At 30.2% G+C, this 19415-nt stretch carries 17 protein-coding genes, 1 pseudogene and 2 riboswitches; of the genes and pseudogenes, 13 read left to right on the top strand and 5 right to left on the bottom strand.

All coding sequences use genetic code 11. The features are described 5' to 3' along the window. Positions 1-17 precede the first annotated feature (17 nt). The gene (gene glyA / locus L988_RS09475) at positions 18-1262 is read right to left on the bottom strand and encodes a serine hydroxymethyltransferase (protein WP_047383717.1); all 1245 of its coding nucleotides are present in this window, start codon (positions 1260-1262) and stop codon (positions 18-20) included. Positions 1263-1391: 129 nt separating this feature from the next. Beyond that, positions 1392-1489, top strand: a riboswitch (purine riboswitch). Positions 1490-1552: 63 nt separating this feature from the next. Between glyA and L988_RS09470 the strand changes: the two genes are divergently transcribed. The 4 genes from L988_RS09470 to thiM all read left to right on the top strand — a co-directional run bounded on the left by L988_RS09470 (position 1553) and on the right by thiM (position 5476). Further along, complete coding sequence (locus tag L988_RS09470) at positions 1553-2947, top strand: amidohydrolase (protein WP_052191789.1); 1395 nt, start codon at positions 1553-1555, stop codon at positions 2945-2947. 86 nt (positions 2948-3033) lie between these two features. Then, positions 3034-3648, top strand: coding sequence for a hypothetical protein (locus tag L988_RS09465; RefSeq protein WP_047383715.1), 615 nt, complete (start codon positions 3034-3036; stop codon positions 3646-3648). Between the two features lie 21 nt (positions 3649-3669). Further along, a riboswitch (TPP riboswitch) is annotated at positions 3670-3767 on the top strand. Between the two features lie 85 nt (positions 3768-3852). Next, positions 3853-4659, top strand: a complete 807-nt coding sequence (gene thiD / locus L988_RS09460; protein WP_047383713.1) for a bifunctional hydroxymethylpyrimidine kinase/phosphomethylpyrimidine kinase — start codon at positions 3853-3855, stop codon at positions 4657-4659. Beyond that, positions 4652-5476 carry a hydroxyethylthiazole kinase gene (thiM, locus tag L988_RS09455; RefSeq protein ID WP_197053374.1) on the top strand — a complete coding sequence of 275 codons (825 nt, stop codon included), beginning with the start codon at positions 4652-4654 and terminating at the stop codon, positions 5474-5476. The genes thiD and thiM overlap by 8 nt, the downstream gene beginning before the upstream one ends. A 25-nt stretch (positions 5477-5501) precedes the next feature. Here thiM and L988_RS09450 read toward each other — a convergent pair whose 3' ends face one another. Then, positions 5502-6281 carry an ABC transporter permease gene (locus L988_RS09450; RefSeq protein ID WP_052191788.1) on the bottom strand — a complete coding sequence of 260 codons (780 nt, stop codon included), beginning with the start codon at positions 6279-6281 and terminating at the stop codon, positions 5502-5504. Then, entirely contained in the window at positions 6281-6892 is a 612-nt protein-coding gene (locus tag L988_RS09445; RefSeq protein WP_047383711.1) for an ATP-binding cassette domain-containing protein, read from the bottom strand. The genes L988_RS09450 and L988_RS09445 overlap by 1 nt, the downstream gene beginning before the upstream one ends. Positions 6893-7003: 111 nt before the next feature. On the opposite strand from L988_RS09445, the gene L988_RS09440 reads away from it, so the two are divergent. Continuing rightward, positions 7004-7516, top strand: coding sequence for a hypothetical protein (locus tag L988_RS09440; protein ID WP_047383709.1), 513 nt, complete (start codon positions 7004-7006; stop codon positions 7514-7516). Positions 7517-7546: 30 nt separating this feature from the next. Here the strand turns inward: L988_RS09440 and malQ are convergent, their stop codons facing one another. Then, positions 7547-9046: a 4-alpha-glucanotransferase gene (gene malQ, locus L988_RS09435; protein WP_047383708.1), complete on the bottom strand. Its 1500-nt coding sequence runs from the start codon at positions 9044-9046 to the stop codon at positions 7547-7549. Between the two features lie 81 nt (positions 9047-9127). Further along, the gene (locus tag L988_RS09430) at positions 9128-10495 is read right to left on the bottom strand and encodes a carbohydrate porin (RefSeq protein ID WP_047383707.1); all 1368 of its coding nucleotides are present in this window, start codon (positions 10493-10495) and stop codon (positions 9128-9130) included. A 56-nt stretch (positions 10496-10551) separates the two neighbouring features. Here L988_RS09430 and L988_RS09425 point away from each other — a divergent pair. From L988_RS09425 to L988_RS13305, 8 genes and pseudogenes are all read left to right on the top strand, one after another. Then, positions 10552-11145, top strand: a pseudogene (locus L988_RS09425) (extracellular solute-binding protein); the annotation flags it as partial. A 55-nt stretch (positions 11146-11200) separates the two neighbouring features. After that, positions 11201-12091 (top strand): carbohydrate ABC transporter permease, encoded by an 891-nt coding sequence (locus L988_RS09420; RefSeq protein ID WP_052191787.1) that lies wholly within the window; start codon positions 11201-11203, stop codon positions 12089-12091. After that, the gene (locus tag L988_RS09415) at positions 12088-12945 is read left to right on the top strand and encodes a sugar ABC transporter permease (RefSeq protein ID WP_081982672.1); all 858 of its coding nucleotides are present in this window, start codon (positions 12088-12090) and stop codon (positions 12943-12945) included. Before L988_RS09420 ends, L988_RS09415 begins: the two co-directional genes overlap by 4 nt. A 9-nt stretch (positions 12946-12954) precedes the next feature. Then, entirely contained in the window at positions 12955-13728 is a 774-nt protein-coding gene (locus L988_RS09410) for a TrmB family transcriptional regulator (protein WP_047383703.1), read from the top strand. 19 nt (positions 13729-13747) lie between these two features. Then, positions 13748-14581, top strand: a complete 834-nt coding sequence (locus tag L988_RS09405; RefSeq protein WP_047383702.1) for a hypothetical protein — start codon at positions 13748-13750, stop codon at positions 14579-14581. A 19-nt stretch (positions 14582-14600) separates the two neighbouring features. Then, positions 14601-16982: a glycogen/starch/alpha-glucan phosphorylase gene (locus tag L988_RS09400; protein ID WP_047383701.1), complete on the top strand. Its 2382-nt coding sequence runs from the start codon at positions 14601-14603 to the stop codon at positions 16980-16982. 82 nt (positions 16983-17064) lie between these two features. Next, on the top strand, positions 17065-17661 hold the full coding sequence (locus L988_RS09395) for a hypothetical protein (RefSeq protein ID WP_047383700.1): 597 nt from the start codon (positions 17065-17067) through the stop codon (positions 17659-17661). Between the two features lie 11 nt (positions 17662-17672). Continuing rightward, entirely contained in the window at positions 17673-19361 is a 1689-nt protein-coding gene (locus L988_RS13305) for a hypothetical protein (RefSeq protein ID WP_052191786.1), read from the top strand. Positions 19362-19415 lie beyond the last annotated feature (54 nt).

Genomic DNA, 19415 nt, shown 5'->3' with positions numbered 1-19415 from the left:
TTAACTAAAGAATTGTATTAGTTTTTATATAAAGGGAATTTATCACAAAGAGATTTAACCTCTTCTTTAACTTCATTTAAAATCACATCATCATTCATATTTTTTAACGTTTTTACAATCAAGTTTCCAATGATTTTCATTTCATCTATTCCCATTCCTCTTGAAGTTAGAGCGGGAGTTCCGATTCTAATCCCACTAGTGATGAATGGACTTTTAGTATCATAAGGAATTCCATTTTTATTGACTGTGATATGAACTTTTTCCAATGCTTTTTCTGCATCTTTTCCAGTTATATCTAAAGAGGTTAAATCTAATAGAATAAGATGATTATCAGTTCCACCACTCACAACTCTAACTCCATTTTTGATAAGAGTATCAGCTAAAGTCTGAGCATTTTTTATAACATTCTTCCCATAAGTTTTGAATTCAGGAGATAGAGCTTCTTTAAAAGCCACAGCTTTTCCAGCAATAATATGAACTAAGGGCCCGCCTTGAATTCCAGGGAAAATTATTTTATCAATTCTTTTTGCAATCTCTTCATCGTTTGTTAAAATAAGTCCTCCTCTAGGACCTCTAAGAGTTTTGTGTGTAGTACTAGTAGTAATATGTGCATGCTCTATAGGTGAAGGGTGAAGCCCCACTGCAACTAAACCAGCAATATGTGCCATATCAACAACTAAGAAAGCTTCAACTTCATCAGCAATCTCTCTGAATTTTTTAAAATCTATAGTTCTGGGGTAAGCACTCGCTCCGGCTATAATAAGTTTCGGTTTGTGTTCTAAAGCAAGAGCTCTTATTTCATCGTAATCTATTCTTTCATCATCTTTTCTTACGCTATACGAAATAACATTATAGTCACTTCCTGAAAAGTTAACATTTTTTCCATGAGTTAGATGACCACCGTGATCAAGTCTCATACCTAAAATAGTATCTCCTAAATCGATTAGAGATCTGTATGCAGCCATATTTGCTCCAGATCCAGAATGAGCTTGAACATTAGCATATTTAGCTCCAAATAATTCTTTTGCTCTTTCGATAGCAAGTGATTCGACAACATCTACAAATTCACAGCCACCATAGTAACGCTTTGAAGGGTATCCTTCTGCATATTTATTAGTCAAAACTGATCCAACAGCTTCCATAACACTAGTTGATACAAAATTTTCCGAGGCGATAAGTTCTAAACCATACTCTTGTCTATGTAACTCATTTTCAATAGCATTGTAAATATCAAGATCTTTATTTTTTAAACAATTTAACATAATACATCCTCCCTAATTTAAAGTATTAGATTGATTATATACCAATTAGTTTAAATATGCTAGAAAAATAGAGATATAAAATAAAAAAATTGACTTTATATTTAAATGTGTTAAAATTAGTTCGTGAAATATTTATTTTAAAAAGATACTTATATAAATTTGGGATATGGCCAAAAGTTTCTACACCAAACCGTAAAATTGGTACTATGAGTAAAAGTGTATTGGGATTGATTTTTTACCCCGGTGAGCTTTTGCTTGCTGGGATTTTTTTATTTGGGAGGATTATTAACATGAAAAGTTATTTAAAGGGTGCTTTATTAGTAGGAAGTTTATTTATTGTAGGATGTAGTTCTTTAGTTGAAAAGAAAGAATCAGCTAATATAATTATAAAAAATGGAACTATTTTAACGATGAATGAAAAAAGAGATGTTATTGAAAATGGGGTTTTGGTAATAAAAAATAATAAGATAATATCAATAGGAAATGAAGATTTGTTAAAAAAATATAGTGCAAATAAAGTTATAGATGCTGAAGATGGAATTATAATGCCAGGAATGATAAATACTCATACACATGCTTCTATGACTGTGTTTAGGTCATTAGCAGATGATGTTCCAGATAGATTGAATAGATATATATTCCCTTTAGAGAATAAAATGGTAAGCCCAGAGATGGTTTATTTAGGAGCAAGACATGGAGCTACAGAAATGGCTTTAGGTGGAGTAACAACTATGGTTGATATGTATTTATTTGAAGATGATGCAGCAAGAGCTGTTAAAGAAGTTGGATTAAGAGGAGTGATGACTCAAAATATAATTAAATATCCAACGGCCGATGGACAAAAGAAAGGTGAAACATTAGAAAGAGCAGTCGCTTTTGTTGAGAAATATAAAAATGATGAATTAATTACTCCAGGATTTGGACCACATGGACCACATACAGTAACAAAAGAGGAGTTATTAAAAATAAAAGAGTTATCTGAAAAATATAATGTGCCAGTGTCAATGCACGTTGCAGAAACTGATGTAGAGTTTGATAGAATAAAAAAAGACTTTAAAATGACTCCTGTAGAATATTTAGATTCGTTAGGATTATTAAATGAGAGATTCATAGCAGCTCATAATATATTTGTGACTGATAGTGATATCGAATTAATGAAAAAGAGAGATATAGGAATAGCACATAATATGGTTGCTAATATAAAATCTGCAAAAGGAATTTCACCAGCATTAAAAATGCACGATATGGGAATGAGAGTGGGATTAGGAACAGATGGACCTATGAGTGGAAATACACTAGATATAATTGGTCAAATGGGGTATGTAGCAAAGTTACACAAATTAGATACAAAAGATAGATCTGCACTACCACCATTAAAAGCTGTAGAAATGGCCACAATTGGTGGAGCAAGAGCGATTCATAGAGAAAATGAGTTAGGAAGCTTAGAAATTGGAAAATTAGCTGATGTAGTTGTAATAGAAACGAAGTCTGTAAATATGAATCCAATATTTGATCCGTATTCAGCTTTAGTTTATTCAGCTAATGCTAGTAATGTAGATACAGTTATTGTAAATGGAAAAGTAATTGTAGAAGATAAGAGAATAAAAACAGTGGATTTAGAAAAAAATTCAAAGGAATTAAACAATTTTAAAGGAAAAGTTCAAAAAATAGCAGAAACTCTATAAATTTAGTAAAAATTATGTTATAATATATCCCTGCTTAAAAAAGTTATAAAACTATTTTAATATACAGGGAGGAAACTGATTAAAGTATGCTAGAAAAATTTGTCATTTTAATCACATTATTATATTCAACAGTAGGTTTTGGATATGATGATACAAGGATTAGGGAGATTATAATAAGTGAGGTCCTATCTCACGAAGGGGATAAGCTTGTAAGAACTCAAAAGGAACTTTCAAAATATGGAATAAGAAATTTTTTACTATTAGATTATAATAAAAAATTTGAAAAAGATTATGAAATAAAAACTTTAACAGAGGAGCAAGCAAGAGAAATAGCAGAGCACTTACTAATCGATTATAGATTAGATGAAATTAAACATTCGTATTCACAGATGATGATATTTGATATATTCTTCAATGGAGGATACAATGCAGGAGCAGTTATAACTCAAAGAGCATTGAAAAGATATCGACCATCAGAAGCTATTGTAGTAGATGGAGTTTTGGGTAGTAAAACAATAAAAGTTATTAACTCTGTTCAAGATCATGAAAAATTTATTGACCTTATAACTGAGGAAAGAATAGCTTATTATAAAAGTTTAAACAGCTGGGAACAGTACGGAAAAGGCTGGGAGAAAAGAATCGATGCCTATAGAATAAAGTTAAAAGAGATGGCAATGGTTGACAATGGAAATAGAATATAGTATAGTGTGATTAAGAGAATAAAAGTTTACTAGGGGAGCCTTATTGGCTGAGAAGTTTAGACTGACCCTTTGAACCTGATACGGTTAATACCGACGTAGGGAAGTAGCGAAAACAGTATTAGCTGATATATCTTTTAGTTGATAACTATGAATTCGAGCTACCCTTAAGGGTAGCTTTTTTTTATACATAAATAGGAGGTTGGAATGAAAAATATTTTAACAATTGCAGGGTCTGATTCATGTGGAGGTGCAGGGATTCAGGCGGACTTAAAAGCTATGAGTGCTCAAGGAACATATGGGATGAGTGTAATAACAGCTATTACAGCTCAGAATACAAAGGGTGTTTTTGCCGTTCAAGAGATTGATACAGATATTATAAAGAAGCAGATCGAAGTTATTTATGAAGATATAGCTGTAAGTTCAGTAAAAATTGGTATGCTTTCGAGCAGCGATATAATAAATATAGTTCATGAAACATTAAAAGATGTAAAAGCTAAAAATATAGTTATCGATCCAGTTATGATTTCTAAAAGTGGATATTATTTGTTAAAAGAGGATGCCATAGAAGCATTGAAAAGATTTTTAGAGATTGGAACATTGGTAACACCAAACATACCAGAAGCTGAAGTTTTATCAAATATAAAAATTGAAACTGAAGAGGATATGATAAAAGCCGGAAAAATAATAAAATCTATGGGTTCTAAAAATGTTTTAATAAAAGGTGGACATAGAGAAGACAACTGTACAGATATTCTGATAACAGAAGACAATGAAATCGTAAAATTTGAAGGAGTAAGATTTAAAACAAAGAATACACACGGAACAGGGTGTACACTGTCATCTACAATAGCATCTTATATAGGAAAGGGATTAACAGTAGAGGAATCGGTTAGATTAGGAAAAGAGTATATAAGCAAAGCTATAAAAAATTCATTTTCAATAGGAGAGGGAGTGGGACCCGTGGGTCATTTTATAGATTTATATAAAAAGGCAGGTGTAGATTTTGAATAAGCAGGGATTAAAAGAGGAGAAAATAATTGAAGTTATTAGGGGATTGGAAAAAATAAAAAATAAAACTCCTTTAGTTTATCATTTAACAAACACAGTGACAATAAATGACTGTGCAAATATTACTTTAGGAATAGGAGCGTCTCCACTGATGTCGTTTTGTATAGATGAGATTGAAGAGATAATAGGGTTTTCTTCAAGTGTTGTTTTAAATATCGGAACAATGGATAAAAGTATGAGAGATATGGCCATTGAAGTTGGAAGAATAGCAAATAGACTTAAAAAACCTATAGTTTTAGACCCAGTGGGAGTAGGAGCGACAAAGGCAAGAAGAGAATTGGTAGAAAATCTATTAAAAGAGGTAGAATTTACAGTTATAAAGGGAAATATGGCTGAGATAAAATGTCTTTTGGGAATGGATGTTAGAAGTAGAGGGGTAGATTCTTTAGAAAATGAAGAAAGTGGAGAAAAAATCGTTGTGTTAGCTGCAAAAAAATTATCAACAACTATAGCGATAACTGGAAAGATTGATTATATATCAAATGGAGAAAATGTAGTTAAGGTTATGAATGGAAGTAGTTCTATGGGATTAGTTACGGGTACTGGATGTATGATTTCATCACTGATAGGATCCTTTTTAGGTGCAGATAACAACTCTTTTATAAGTGCTTTAGGTGGAGTATTGTGTATGGGAATTGCTGGTGAACTTGCATCTAAAAATTATAGAGGGACAGGTGAATTGAAAGTTTCGATAATAAATAATATTTCAAATATGAATCAAGATATGTTAGAGATAGAAAGTAAAATAGCTACCAATTAAATTTGGTAGCTTTTTATATTTAAATCTATTTTTTATTTTGAGTAAATAAAGAGTAACCATTAAAAAATTGTACTGAGCAGAAGATCATAAGTAAAAATGAAGATAAAAATCTTGAAACAAAAAGAGCTGTCATAATAGCAATTTGATATTTGATAGCTACAATAGGAAGTGAACCTCCTAATATTTGACCAGTCATCATCCCAGGAAGAGAGACTAATCCAACATTTCCCATATTTGCAACAGATGGTCTAAATGCAAGTGAAACAGCACTAGAAATAAAAGGTTTAAGTGCTTCAAATTTCGTAGCTCCAAAAGATAAAGATAAAAGGTAACTCTCTTCATTTATTTTCATGCTTTTAAGAAAATCATTAATTGTTACAATCATCCCATTCACAGTATTTCCTAAAATCATTCCAGAGAGAGGAATAAGATACATAGCGTTAAACTTATCTTCCAATTTTAAAAGAAATATAGAAAAAAGAGAAAGATTTAAAATTAACGGTGTAATTATTGCAATAGCAGTACTGAAGAAAAATTTTAAACTGTGTATCTTTACATCCCTGATAACTGTTATTGTAGCAGCACTGCTCATAAATATAAGATAGGCAATATTAATTAAGGGGTTGTTTAAAACTAAAATATAGTGTAGATATGCTCCTACAAGCATAAGTTGTATAAACATTCTAGATAGTGATTTTATAACCTTAGAGATTTGATTGATCTCTAAGTAGTTCATAATGAAAAAAATAGGAATTAAAAAAAATCCAAAATATAGTAAATTAGGTAAAAAAATATCTTGTGCCATTACAATGTAACCCTCCTGAATTTTTCTAATGATGTAGTGTGGTCGTGTGAAACTAAAATAACTGTTTTATCACTATTTAAAATATATTCAGTTACCTTCTCTTTCATTTCTTGATCTAGAGATGAGGTTATTTCATCTAAAATCCAAACTTCTCTATCAAGTAAAATTGTTATTATAAAAGCCAATCGCTGTTTTTCTCCACCTGAAAGCTCGTTTATATGTTTGCTTAAAATATTTTTTTCAAGATGGAAGAGATTGAAAAAGTAAAAAAGTTTATCATAATCTAATTTTTTTTTAGCATTTAATTTGTAATTAAAAATATTATTTATTATTTTTTCGACATTATCATTTAGAAAAGGTGTAGATTGAGGCATATATCCTAAATATTTTCTTATATTATCAATAGTTTTTTCAGTCAATTCGATATCGTTAAAAAAAACTTCACCTGAATTAGGAGAGTTAAAACCAAGTAATATTTTTAATAGGGTACTCTTTCCTTTTCCAGATTTTCCAGATATTAAAACTTTTTCTCCTTTGTTGATGTTTAGACTAAATTCATCTAAAATAATTTTTTCGTTGAATTTTAAACTGATATTTTTAAATTTAATCATAATTCCTCCTGAATTAAAAACTTCATAAGGATTTTAGCATATAAAGGTAGGAAAGAACAATAAAATTTTGTATGTAAATATAGGGAGAGTTAAATAAAAAGGAGGTTTCTTATGGATAAGACAAATATAAAATTACAACAATTAGATAAATTTGAGAGAAAGTTAATGAAGCATGGAAAAGTTTTAACTTTGAAGCCTAAAGAGGATTTTCTAGATGATTTTTTTAGAGAAAAAGGACATAATATAGAGCATTTAAAAGCAGAAAATACTCGACTTCATTTTGGAGATGAAAATTATGAAGGAATAGTAAAAGAAAGTGTGATAAAACTTATGAATAGTTTAAAGCAAACAGAAAGATTTATAGGGATTTGGGCATTGGATACGCTTTTGAATTTAGACAGATTGGATATCTATTATGTTTTGAATAGATTGTATTCAGTTTTAGTTGAAAAAGGATTGCTATATCTATCTTTTAGAACAGGAAATGAGGATTGTTTTGAAAATGGAAAATGGTATACTTGTTTTACAGAGAATGAGTTAATTGATTTAATTGGATTCACAGATTTTAGTATAGTTGAAATGGAGAATTCTGAGAATCACATAAACTTAATATTAAAAAAGTGAGGCTTAAACGGTTTGCCTCACTTTTTTAACTTAACGTTTATGTTTTATCGTTAGCACCGATAGTTTGTTTTCTAAATCTTTTGTTAGAAGAGATTTGTTCATTCTCCAAATCCAATTACCTCCTAGTGTAGAAGGAGTATTCATTCGAGCTTCATCATCTAAATCTAAGAAATCTTGTAGTGGTGCTATAGTAAGATTTGAATTTGAGCTCCAAAGTGCTTCTATAAATTTCCAACTTATAGAGCTGTTGTTTTCTACTTTAGAAGTTAGAAATTTTGAAAGGTATTCATCACAAAAATTTTTATCTTTTTCATTTGTATTTTTATACCATCCGGTAACTGTTTGGTTATCATGAGTTCCAGTATAAGCCACACTTTTTTTAGGATATTTATGAGGAAGATAATCACTTTCCTCTCTTGAATCAAAAGCGAATTGTAGTATTTTCATTCCTGGGTAACCTGAATCCTTTAAAAGTTTATAAACTTTAGGAGTTAAAAAACCTAAATCTTCTGCAATTATATCTAAATCTCCTAAAGATTTTTTTATAGCATAGAAAAGCTTCATACCAGGTCCCTTTTCCCACTTACCAAATTGAGCAGTTTTAGCCTTTGCTGGAATAGCCCAATAAGATTCAAAGCCTCTAAAGTGATCTATTCTAACTTTATCATAAAGTTTAAAACAGCTTTTAACTCTTTTAATCCACCAATTGAAATTAGTTTCTTCTATATATTTCCAATTATAAAGAACATTTCCCCAAAGTTGACCATATTTACTAAAAGCATCTGGAGGACATCCTGCAACTTTTTTAGGCTGTAGTTTTTTATCAAACTCAAACATCTTAGGATTTTCCCAAGTGTCAGCACTATCTGTAGCAACAAAGATAGGAATATCTCCAATTATTTTTATCTTGTTATTATTCGCATATTTTTTTAAATCATCCCATTGTTTATAGAAGAAAAATTGTAGAAATATTTGAAAATCAATTTCATCTTTAAATTTTTCTTTGGCATTTTTTAAAGTTTTTTTATATCTGAAACGATATTCTCGCGGCCATTCTAACCATGATTTTCCATTGAAATTATTTTTTATAGCCATAAAAAGAGAGTAGTTATCTAACCACCAAGAGTTTTTATTTTTAAAACTTTTTAGCAAAGTAAAAGAGGTATGACTTTTAAAGTTTTCAAAAGCTAATCTCAAAACTGAATATCTTTCTATGTATAATTTGTCATACTGAATTTCAGAAATAGAATTTAATTCTTTTAAAGTTTTTAAATCTTCGTTTTTTAAAATATTCATCTCAACGAATGAGTCTAAATCAATAAAATATGGATTTCCAGCGAAAGCTGAAAAAGATTGATAGGGAGAGTCTCCATATCCTGTTACTCCCATTGGAAGAATCTGCCAATATTTTTGATTGCTATTTTTTAAAAAGTCAACAAACTCATAGGCACACTTTCCAAAATCACCTATTCCATATTTTCCAGGTAGCGATGTTATATGTAAAAGGATACCACTAGATCTTTCATTCATAAAAATACCTCACTTTTAGATTTAATAGCTCCGGGTATCTACGGGGAAAATACCCAGAGCAATAAAGAATTTAATTAAGTGTTAGAACCAAACTTCAGCTTGAACTCCAACTCTGATGTTGTCATCATTATATTTTTCTTTGTTATTTGCTGTATCTTGAGTTTCACCACCTACATATGTAACAAATGCTCTAATTTCAGGTCTAGCCCAGAATTGATTAGAATCAAGTTTTAGTGTAGGGGCAAAAGTTAATTTGTAGAATGTTCCGTTAGAATCTGTATCATCAGAGAAGTTAGATTCAGTATATCCTATTCCACCTTCAAATTGAAGTTCAAAGTTATTATTTATTTTGTAAACAGGTCTAACTACAAAAGCAGTTTCAAAACCATTCTTTTTATATAAATCAAGATCTCTATCTTCAGGTTTATTATCATATTGACCATATAAAGTTGTGAATAAATCCCATTTCTCGTTTAAATTAGTAAGTCCCCAAGTTCCAAGTCTATATGAAGTAGCTTTTTTATAGTTTCCAGTAGCATTTCCAAGAGAACCAAGTCCCCAAGTAGCTCCAATTCCAGAACCAATTTGACCATAGAATTTAGAGAAACCATTTAAACCATAGTAACTATTTAAGTTATATTGTGCAAATCCTTGGAATCCATTTTTAGCTAAACTAGAATTTTCATCTTCGTTATCTTGAGATTTTGCTCCAACTAGATCAAACTCGAAGTTACCGATAGAGTATTTTGTAACTAAACCAACTATATCTTGATCATCTCCTACACTAGAATTTCTTGCAACTGTTGCAAATCCTAATTTACCTTCTCCAAGAGCAATGTTGTCAACTCCTAATCCAGTACCTGATAAATCTGTATAGTAGTAGTCAGTTATATGAATATCTCTTCTGTTATAGTATCTTTTACCAGCCCAAACTGTAGAATCCTTAAATGCTCCTGTAAAAGTTGGAAGATTTCCCATCTCTACATAAACTTGTCTAGCTTGAATAGATGAATCTCCCCAACCATCATTTCCAGAACCAGAGTTATCAGAATAGCTACCTGAATCAGAAACTAGCATAGCATGGAATTTAGCCCAAGCTCCGTTTTCCATATAAAAACTTTTTACAAACTCTAATTCAGCATAAGTGTTATCTTCGTTTCCAAGTCTACCAACATATTTTTTATCAAAAGGTCCTGGGAAAGTTGAAGCTTTCTTTAAGCCTCTCTCAGCATTTAATAATAAACCAGTACGAGCATATCCATGGAATTCAAAACTAGGGTGTTGATCATTGTATTCTAATTTAGCAATTCTGTCTTCTAAAGCTGTAACATCGTATGCTGTTGAAACAACTTCTGGGCTTTGAACAATTTCTTTTGCAAAAGTATTCTGTGCAGCTGTACCAGTGATAATAACTGCAGATAAAAGTGTGAATAAATGTTTAATCTTCATAAATTTGATACCCCCTATTTATTTTTTAATAAAGTAATAATCCGACTTTAGATAATGAGGCTATGGTAAATGCTTTAACTTTTGTTAAAGATGTAAGAGCGAAGTATGGATTAGGTGAAGCTGGAATGGATTATGATATAGCTTCTCAACTATTTAAACAAGAAAAAGCAGCTATGATTTTAAATGGGGCTTGGTCTTGGAAAGAGTATGAGGATGCAGGAATTGATTTAGGAGTTGCTCCAATGCCGATTCCATCAAAGCATGGTTATGCGCTGTTTACAAATGCTTCTAAAGGTTACTCATTATCTGAAAATACTTCTGATTCAAAAGGAGAAGCTTTAAATAAATTCTTTGACTATATATTCTCTCCAGAAGTTAATGCTGAAATTGCAATAAATCAATCTCAAGCACCAGGGATAGAAGCAGCTAGAAACTTACCAGCAGTTAAAAATGATAAGCTTATGCAAGATTCAATAGCAACGATTGAACATACAGTTCCAATGCCTGTAATTCCAGAGATGAGAGCGATTTGGGATGCAATAAGACCAAATTTAGAGGCTGTTATAAATGGAAAGATGACACCACAAGATGCTGCTAAAAAAATGCAAAAAGATGCAGTAGATGGAATAAAAACTATAAAAGGTGAATAAAATATAGGGAGGTTGGAGTTTTTCCAACCTCCAAAATTAAAAAAGGAGACTGATTATGAGTGGAAAAGGAAGACTAGTAGGTAAAAACACACCATATTTATTTATAGCACCAGCTTTTATTGTAATGGCAATAATGGTATTTTATCCACTAGGATATGGATTTTGGTTATCTTTAACTAATATGAGTTTAAGAACATTTAAAAACCCTGGATTTGTAGGCTTACAAAATTATATTAGAGTATTTCAAGATCCAGATGTTTTAGCAACATTTATAAGAACTATAATTTGGACTTTTGTAAACGTATTTTTTCATGTGACTATAGGATTATTTTTAGCTCTTTTACTAAATAGAAAGCTACCAGGAAAATCTATTCTGAGAGTATTTCTTATAATTCCATGGGCGATGCCTCAATATATAGCTGCTCTTACTTGGAAAGGTATGTTTAATCAAAATTTTGGAGCTATAAATCTAATGCTTGGATGGTTTGGAATTCAAAATTTACCTTGGTTAAGTGATCCTAAACTAACTTTTTATGCAGCTATAATAACAAATATATGGTTAGGGTTTCCATTTATGATGATGATAACATTGGGTGGACTTCAATCTATCCCGGCCGAACTTTATGAGGCAGCAGATATAGATGGAGCTAGTCCTTGGAGTAAATTTAAAGATATCACTTTGCCATTATTAAAACCGACATTAACTCCAGCAATAATTTTAGGAACAATTTGGACATTCAATATGCTAAACATAATAATAATTTTAGCAGGTGGATATGGAAATAAAGAGACTCAAATTTTAGTAACTGATGTTTATAGATTAGCATTTAATTTCTATAGATATGGCTTTGCAGCGGCATATTCGGTACTTATATTTATATTCTTATTGATTTTCTCTATTATCTACGTAAAGAAAAGCAATATTTTTAAGGAGGAAATCAGATGATAGATAAAAGTATATATTTTGAAAAAAATGATAGTTGGAAAAAGATAATAGGAATATATTTTATATTGATACTGTTTTGTGCAATAACTCTTTATCCTCTATTAAATGTTTTGTCGGTAGCTCTAAGACCTGGGAATCAACTGTTTTCAACAAGTTTAAGAATAATACCGCCAGATGCAACATTAGATAATTTTAGAAAAGCTTTATTTGAAACGGACTTATTGATTTGGTTAAAAAATTCATTGATTATATCTTTATTGACAGCAGTAATTGGAGTATTTATATCAATAACAGCAGGATATGCTTTTTCAAGATTTTCGTTTTGGGGAAGAAAGGTTGGGATGATGACATTTCTAGTAACACAGATGTTTCCAGCACCGATGTTACTATTACCTATGTTTATAATTTTAGTAAAATTAAAACTAATGAATAGTTTTTTAGGATTATTAATACCTTATGTAGCAGTATCAGTTCCCTTTTCTGTATGGATGTTAAAGGGGTATTTTGATACAATTCCAAAGTCTTTGGAAGAAAGTGCTTATATTGATGGTTGCAAAGTATGGCAGGTTATGTATAAAATAGTATTACCTATTTCAACACCGGCACTTGCAATAACAGCGTTATTTTCATTTATGACAGCTTGGTCGGAGTTTGTAATAGCTAGAATAATATTAACATCAGCAGAGAAATTAACTCTTCCAGTTGGATTAGTAAATCTTCAAGGATCATTTAGCGCAGAGTGGGGAACATATTCAGCAGCAGCATTGATAACAAGCATACCTGTAGTAATACTATTTGTCAGCTTATCAAGATATCTTGTAGGAGGTTTAACTGTAGGGGGAGTTAAAGAATAGGAGGATATTTTGGTAGAAAATGAAAAGATTTTAGAAAATTTAGAAAAGGTTGGTTTCGGAAGAAAGGAAGCAGAGGTTTTTTTAGAGTTGATAAAAAACCCAGGAACAAATGGTTCTCAAATAGCCAAAACTTTAGGTTATCCAAGAACAACAGTTTATCAAAATTTAGATATCTTGCAAAAAAAAGGATATATAAATTCATATTTGGATAAAGAGATAACTTTTTATAAAACAATGGATTTGAATGAGATATTTGAAAACTATAAAAAAAATGTGGAAAGTGCTACAAAATTTTTAAAAGATGAATTAAATAAAGTTGGAGTAAGTGGAAAACAAAAACAATTTTATAACTTAAACTCTTTTGATGATATAAAAGATAGGTTTAAAACAATTTTAAAAAGAGCAGAGAAAGTTGTTTATATAAATACGAATTTGGATCTATTTGAATTTGAAAAAGATTTTAAAAAATTAAAAGAAAAAGGAGTTAGAATTATACTTTTCAGTTTTAATAAAACTGATTATGCGAATCTTGGGATTGAAGCTTATATAAGAGAGAGTTTTAATTTGAATGTGACTGATTCGGAAAAAAGAATAATGGTTGCAATAGATTCGACAGCAGCAATAATAGGAAGTAATTATGAAGGGGAGTTCTGTGGGACATATTCAGAGAATAAACTGCTTGTAAATATTGTAACAGAGCATATAAAAAATGATATCCACTTGATGAAATTAGAAAATCAATTTGGACATAATATCAATAAAATAATAACTTTAGATTTTTAAAATAAAATGGGGTGAATGAATGAAAAATCTATTTTTTTTAGGAGCGTTAGTATCAACACTTTTGGTATCAGGATGTAGTTCAAATGAAATAAAACATCAATCTGTAAAGAGTGATATAAGAAGTACTAAAACTACAATTTATGGGGCAAAGGACTCTACCTTAAGAGATTATCCACTATTGACAAAAGATGGAAGAATTTCATCGGATAGATTCAATATGGATATAAACTTTTTAGATGAAACGATAGATTTAACATTTGAAAATATATCGAAAGATGTAATTTTTCTAAGTTGGACGGATGCGAAGTATATAGGGTTTGATGGAAAAGAGCAGAGATTATTTAATTTAAATCAAAAGGACAGTGGATTCTATACTAAACCTATAGATTCTGGAGTTAGACCTGGAGAAAAAATAGAGGTTAAATTAATTCCAATTGAGAATTTAAAAGTTCTATTTGGTAATTCTACAACATCACAGGAGATATTGATAGATAAACCTTTGTTTCAGAATGAGAAACTTTTAAAAAATTATGCTCAAATGATAATTCCTATAAATTTAAACTCTAAAAAAGGACCTATTATTCAAACCAATATATATTTTGGAGATGGAAACAAGCCGAAAGAGGTTTCAACATTTTTAGATACAAAACCGACTAAAAAAATAGTTCATTCGACAACTAAAACGGGGGAAGAGTTAAAGAGTATAAAAAATGAAAACGAAAAGCTTAACACTGAAATTCAAAATAAAGAGGAGATATTAAAGCAACTTCGAGAAAAAGCTAGATTAAAAGCTGAGTTAGAGAAAAAAGAGTTAGAGATCGCAGAACTTATGAAAAAATTAAATGAAAATTAATAAATAAGGAGTGTACAGAATGCTAATTGGAAAAGATCTTTTAAAAAGTGAGATAGAAACTAAAGTGGGAGTTTTATTTAATAAGAGCATTGATGAAGCTAACTCTTTTGAAATCTATCAGAGTTTAAGCAGAGTAATTCTTGATAATATATCAAAGAACTGGTTAGAAACTAGAAAAAAATATGAAGAGGAAAAACAAGCTTTTTATTTCTCAGCAGAGTTTCTTATGGGAAGAGCTCTTGGAAATAATCTGATAAATTTAGGAGTTTATGAACAGATAAGTGAAGTACTATCAGAGATAGGGTTAGATATAAATACTATAGAAGCAGCTGAAGAGGATGCTGGGCTTGGAAACGGAGGACTTGGAAGATTAGCAGCTTGTTTTATGGATTCGTTGGTGACATTGAATCTACCAGGAACAGGATATGGAATCAAGTATAAAAATGGAATTTTTAAGCAAAAGATAGAAAATGGATTTCAGGTTGAGACTCCAGAGACATGGCTTAGATATGGGGATGTTTGGACAGTAGCTAGACCTTTTGATGAGGTTATTGTTGAATTTGGAGATTCTAAGGTTAGAGCGGTACCATATGACATGCCAATAATAGGGTATGGAACAGATAATGTGAATACTTTAAGACTTTGGGAAGCTAAAGCAATAGAGGAGTTAGACTTGAAAGAGTTTAACAATCAGAATTATGAAAAAGCTTTAGAAAATATAAATAGAGCTGAAGATATATCTAGAATCCTTTATCCAAATGATTCAACAAATGAGGGTAAAAAATTAAGATTGAAGCAACAATACTTCTTTACATCAGCTTCATTGCAAGATATAGTTAGAAAATTTAAAAAAATTCATGAAAATGATTTTAGCAAATTTTCAGAGTTTGTATCGATACAATTAAATGATACTCATCCTGTTATAGCTATACCAGAACTTATGAGAATACTAACAGATGTAGAAGGTTTATTATGGAAAGACGCTTGGGCAATTGTAGAAAAAACATTTGCGTATACAAATCATACTATTTTGTCAGAGGCTTTAGAGAAATGGTGGATTGGTTTATATGAAGAGGTTGTTCCAAGAATATCTGCAATAACAGAGAGAATTCACTATCAATTTTTAAATCTTTTAGAGGAAAAATATCCTGAAGATAGATCTAGAAGAGAGAGAATGAGCATTATTCAAGGGGATATGATACATATGGCTTGGTTAGCAATCTATGGATCATCTAAAACAAATGGAGTTGCTGCTCTTCATACAGATATACTGAAACATATAGAGTTGAAAGAGTGGTATGAGCTTTTCCCAGATAGATTCTTAAATAAAACTAACGGAATAACTCAAAGAAGATGGATGTTGCAATGTAATCCACAGCTATCAAAACTTATAACAGAGCTTATAGGAGATAGATGGATTACAGACTTCTCAGAAATGAAAAATTTAGAGAAATACTCTGCAGATAAAAATATAATAGATAGATTCTTAAATATAAAATCTGAAAAGAAAAAAGAGTTAGCAGATTACATAGAAAAAACTTCTGGAATTAAAATAAATCCAAGTTCAATCTTTGATATTCAAATAAAGAGACTTCATGAGTATAAAAGACAGATGTTAAACATACTTCATATTTTAGATCTGTATTATAGATTAAAAGAGAATCCAGAGGTGAAAATTCATCCAGTGACATATATCTTTGGTGCTAAATCAGCTCCAGGGTATATGAGAGCAAAAGGAACAATAAAATTGATAAATGAAGTAGCTTCGATTATTAATAATGACTTGGATATAAAAGATATGATAAAAGTTATATTTATAGAAAATTATAATGTTTCAGCAGCTCAATATCTATTCCCAGCGGCAGATATTTCAGAACAGATATCTACAGCAGGAAAAGAAGCTTCAGGAACAGGAAATATGAAGTTTATGATAAATGGAGCTCTTACGTTTGGAACATTAGATGGTGCGAACGTTGAGATTGTTGAAGAAGCAGGAGTGGAGAATAACTATATCTTTGGATTAAAAGTAGAGGATGTAGAAAAAATGAAAAAAGAGGGATATAATCCATATGTTCCTTATAATGAGACACCAGGATTGAAAAGGGTTGTAGATGCTCTTATTGATGGAACATTAAACGATGAAGGAACAGGGTACTATAAAGAGTTGTATGATTCATTGATGAAGGGAGCTTCATGGCATAAACCAGATCAATACTTTGTTTTACAAGATTTTGCTGAGTTTAGAAGAGTTCAAGATAAAATTAATGAAGAGTTTGTAAACAGAGAGAACTGGGGAGAAAAAGCTTGGATAAATATATCTAACGGAGGAAAGTTTTCGTCAGATAGAACAATAGCTGAATATGCAAAAGAGATTTGGAATATAAAACCTCAAAAAATTTAAAAAAATAGGAACTACCACATTTTTGTGGTAGTTTTTATCATAACTTGATTTTTTTATTACACTTAAAATTAGGAGACAAAATATGAAGATACTTGCGGTTAGTGATGAGGCGATATTAGAGAGATATTCTCCAGAAACTTTGAAAGAGATGTTTAAAGATGTAGAGTTGATAGTTTCATGTGGGGATGTAAGCAACAGATATTTAGATTATCTTTTTACAATTTTAAATAAAGAGTGTGTATATGTTAATGGAAATCACATATACGCAGAGGATCATGACATAAGTTTTTGTAGAAATTTAGATTCAGGTGAAAACTGTACAGTAAAAGGTATAAAAATAGTAGGATTTGATGGAAGTCATATCTATTCAAGGGGAAATCATCAGTATAGTGAAAAAGATGTGTTTTTTATGGTAATGAAAAGTTATGTGAAAACTGTATTTAAAACAGTTGATTTAGTGATTAGTCACTCACCTGTTGGTGGAATAAACGAAGGAGATGATCCAATTCACAAAGGATTCAATAGCTATAGAAAAGCAATAGATCTATTAAAACCAAAGTATTGGTTGCATGGGCATGTACATTTGAAAAGTCATCATGAGATTCAAGAGGCACAGCTTGAAAATACAAAGATAATAAATGTATTTGGATATAAAGTTTTAGACTTGGATTTTTCTTAGGAGGAGGAGAGATGAAACAATTTATAGAAAAAGAGGAAGCTGAATTAGCTTTTAGAAAAGCCTTAAGAAAAACTAGGTTTAATTTTTTTGATAGAGAGGGAAAAAGAATAAAAGAGTTCTCAGTAGTAGAAAAAGAAGAACAACTATCAAATAGAGTTTATTTAGGAGTACGTGAGGTTCTCTTATCAAAAATAGTTGGAAGTGTAGAAAAAGCTCAAGATTTTGATAAAGATTTCAATCCAATCAGAGAGGAATCTAGAGTTAGATGGGTAAATGTTTATTTAAAAAGTTTAGAAGATGGAAGTTTGCCACCAGTTATTCTTTATAAGATAAAGGAAGAGTACTTTGTGTATGATGGCAATCATAGAGTTTCTGTAGCTAAAAATCTAAACTTTCACTCTATTGAAGCTGAGGTTTATGAGTTTTTTTCTGAGAAGAATGAAGATTCTGATATTTTATCAAGAGAGAGATTTAGTTTTGAAAAAGAAACTGGATTGAATGGAATAGAATGTTCAAAGAGCAGTATGTATAGAGAACTTAGAGATGAAGTAAGAAAATTTTCAGAGCTTTATTCATTAGGAGATGAGAGTTACGAACGTTCCACAGCGTGGTATCAAAGGATATTTATACCGGTAGTAAATATACTGCTGTCTAATTTTAAAGATTTAGAGCATAAAGGAAATGGAGATATATTTGTAGAGTATTTGAAGTATAAAAATAGTTACAAATTGGGAAATAAATATGAAAAAGGCTATACGTATACACTTGTGGATTATTTGAATAGAAATAAAATTTTGTTGGTTAAGAAAATAGAAACAGATATAAAGTTGGATAGTTTTTTAATAGATGATTTTAGAAAACTTTATTATATAGATAGAGTAATATTCTATACAGATGATACAAAAGGAAAGATTAAAGCGATTAGAGAATATTGTAAGAAACAATTTAGAAGAGAAACATTGATAATAGGAGAGATTGCTCTTTTTAGTTTAAATAATGATATTCCAGGATTCATTGTAGGTATGCAGAGATGGTTTGAGCAGGTGTATAATTTTTATAGAGATGAATTGGTAGTTAAATCAAGACAACTAAATGTAGATACAAAGGATTTAAATTTACATTCGGTTGTAGAGGACTGCATAAGATATTCGAGATATTATAGGAAAAAAGCTGATAAATTATTGACTAGAAAAGAGCTTGTTTATAGCTATTTATTAGATATATTTTTACCTATTTTTATACTGTTTCAAGAAAATGGAATTGAAAGTGATTTAAACACTCAGTATTTAAAAATAAGTCAGAGTTATTTATATTATACGAGATACGGTGGAGAAGATAATTTAAGAGTATTTCTTCAGAAGAATATCTTAAATAAAGAGGAGTATAAAATTGGAGATTTTATTCTCAGTAAAAATATTAAATTAGATTATAACTTAGATAAAGAGATGGAAACGTGCTGGATCTTAAAAGATTATGGCGGAACTCAGAACTATGAAACTCTTTATAGATTGAAAGAGTATATTAAGTTTTTAGAGATTGAAGATATGGAAGAAAAAAATAAAAAGTTGCAAGATGATATTGAGAAATTACTAAAAAATCGTGAGATTTTGATTCAATATAATAATAATAGAGTTTTGAATGTTATAAAAGGAAAGTGGGAGCAATATACATTTGTAGACTACTATAGCACATTAGTATAGAAAGAAAGCTATCAAACCATATTTCGGTTTGATAGCTTTTATATTTAATTTAAT

This window comes from Cetobacterium sp. ZWU0022, from assembly GCF_000800875.1.
GTDB lineage: Bacteria > Fusobacteriota > Fusobacteriia > Fusobacteriales > Fusobacteriaceae > Cetobacterium_A.
This window is presented reverse-complemented; position numbering and strand designations above follow the sequence as displayed.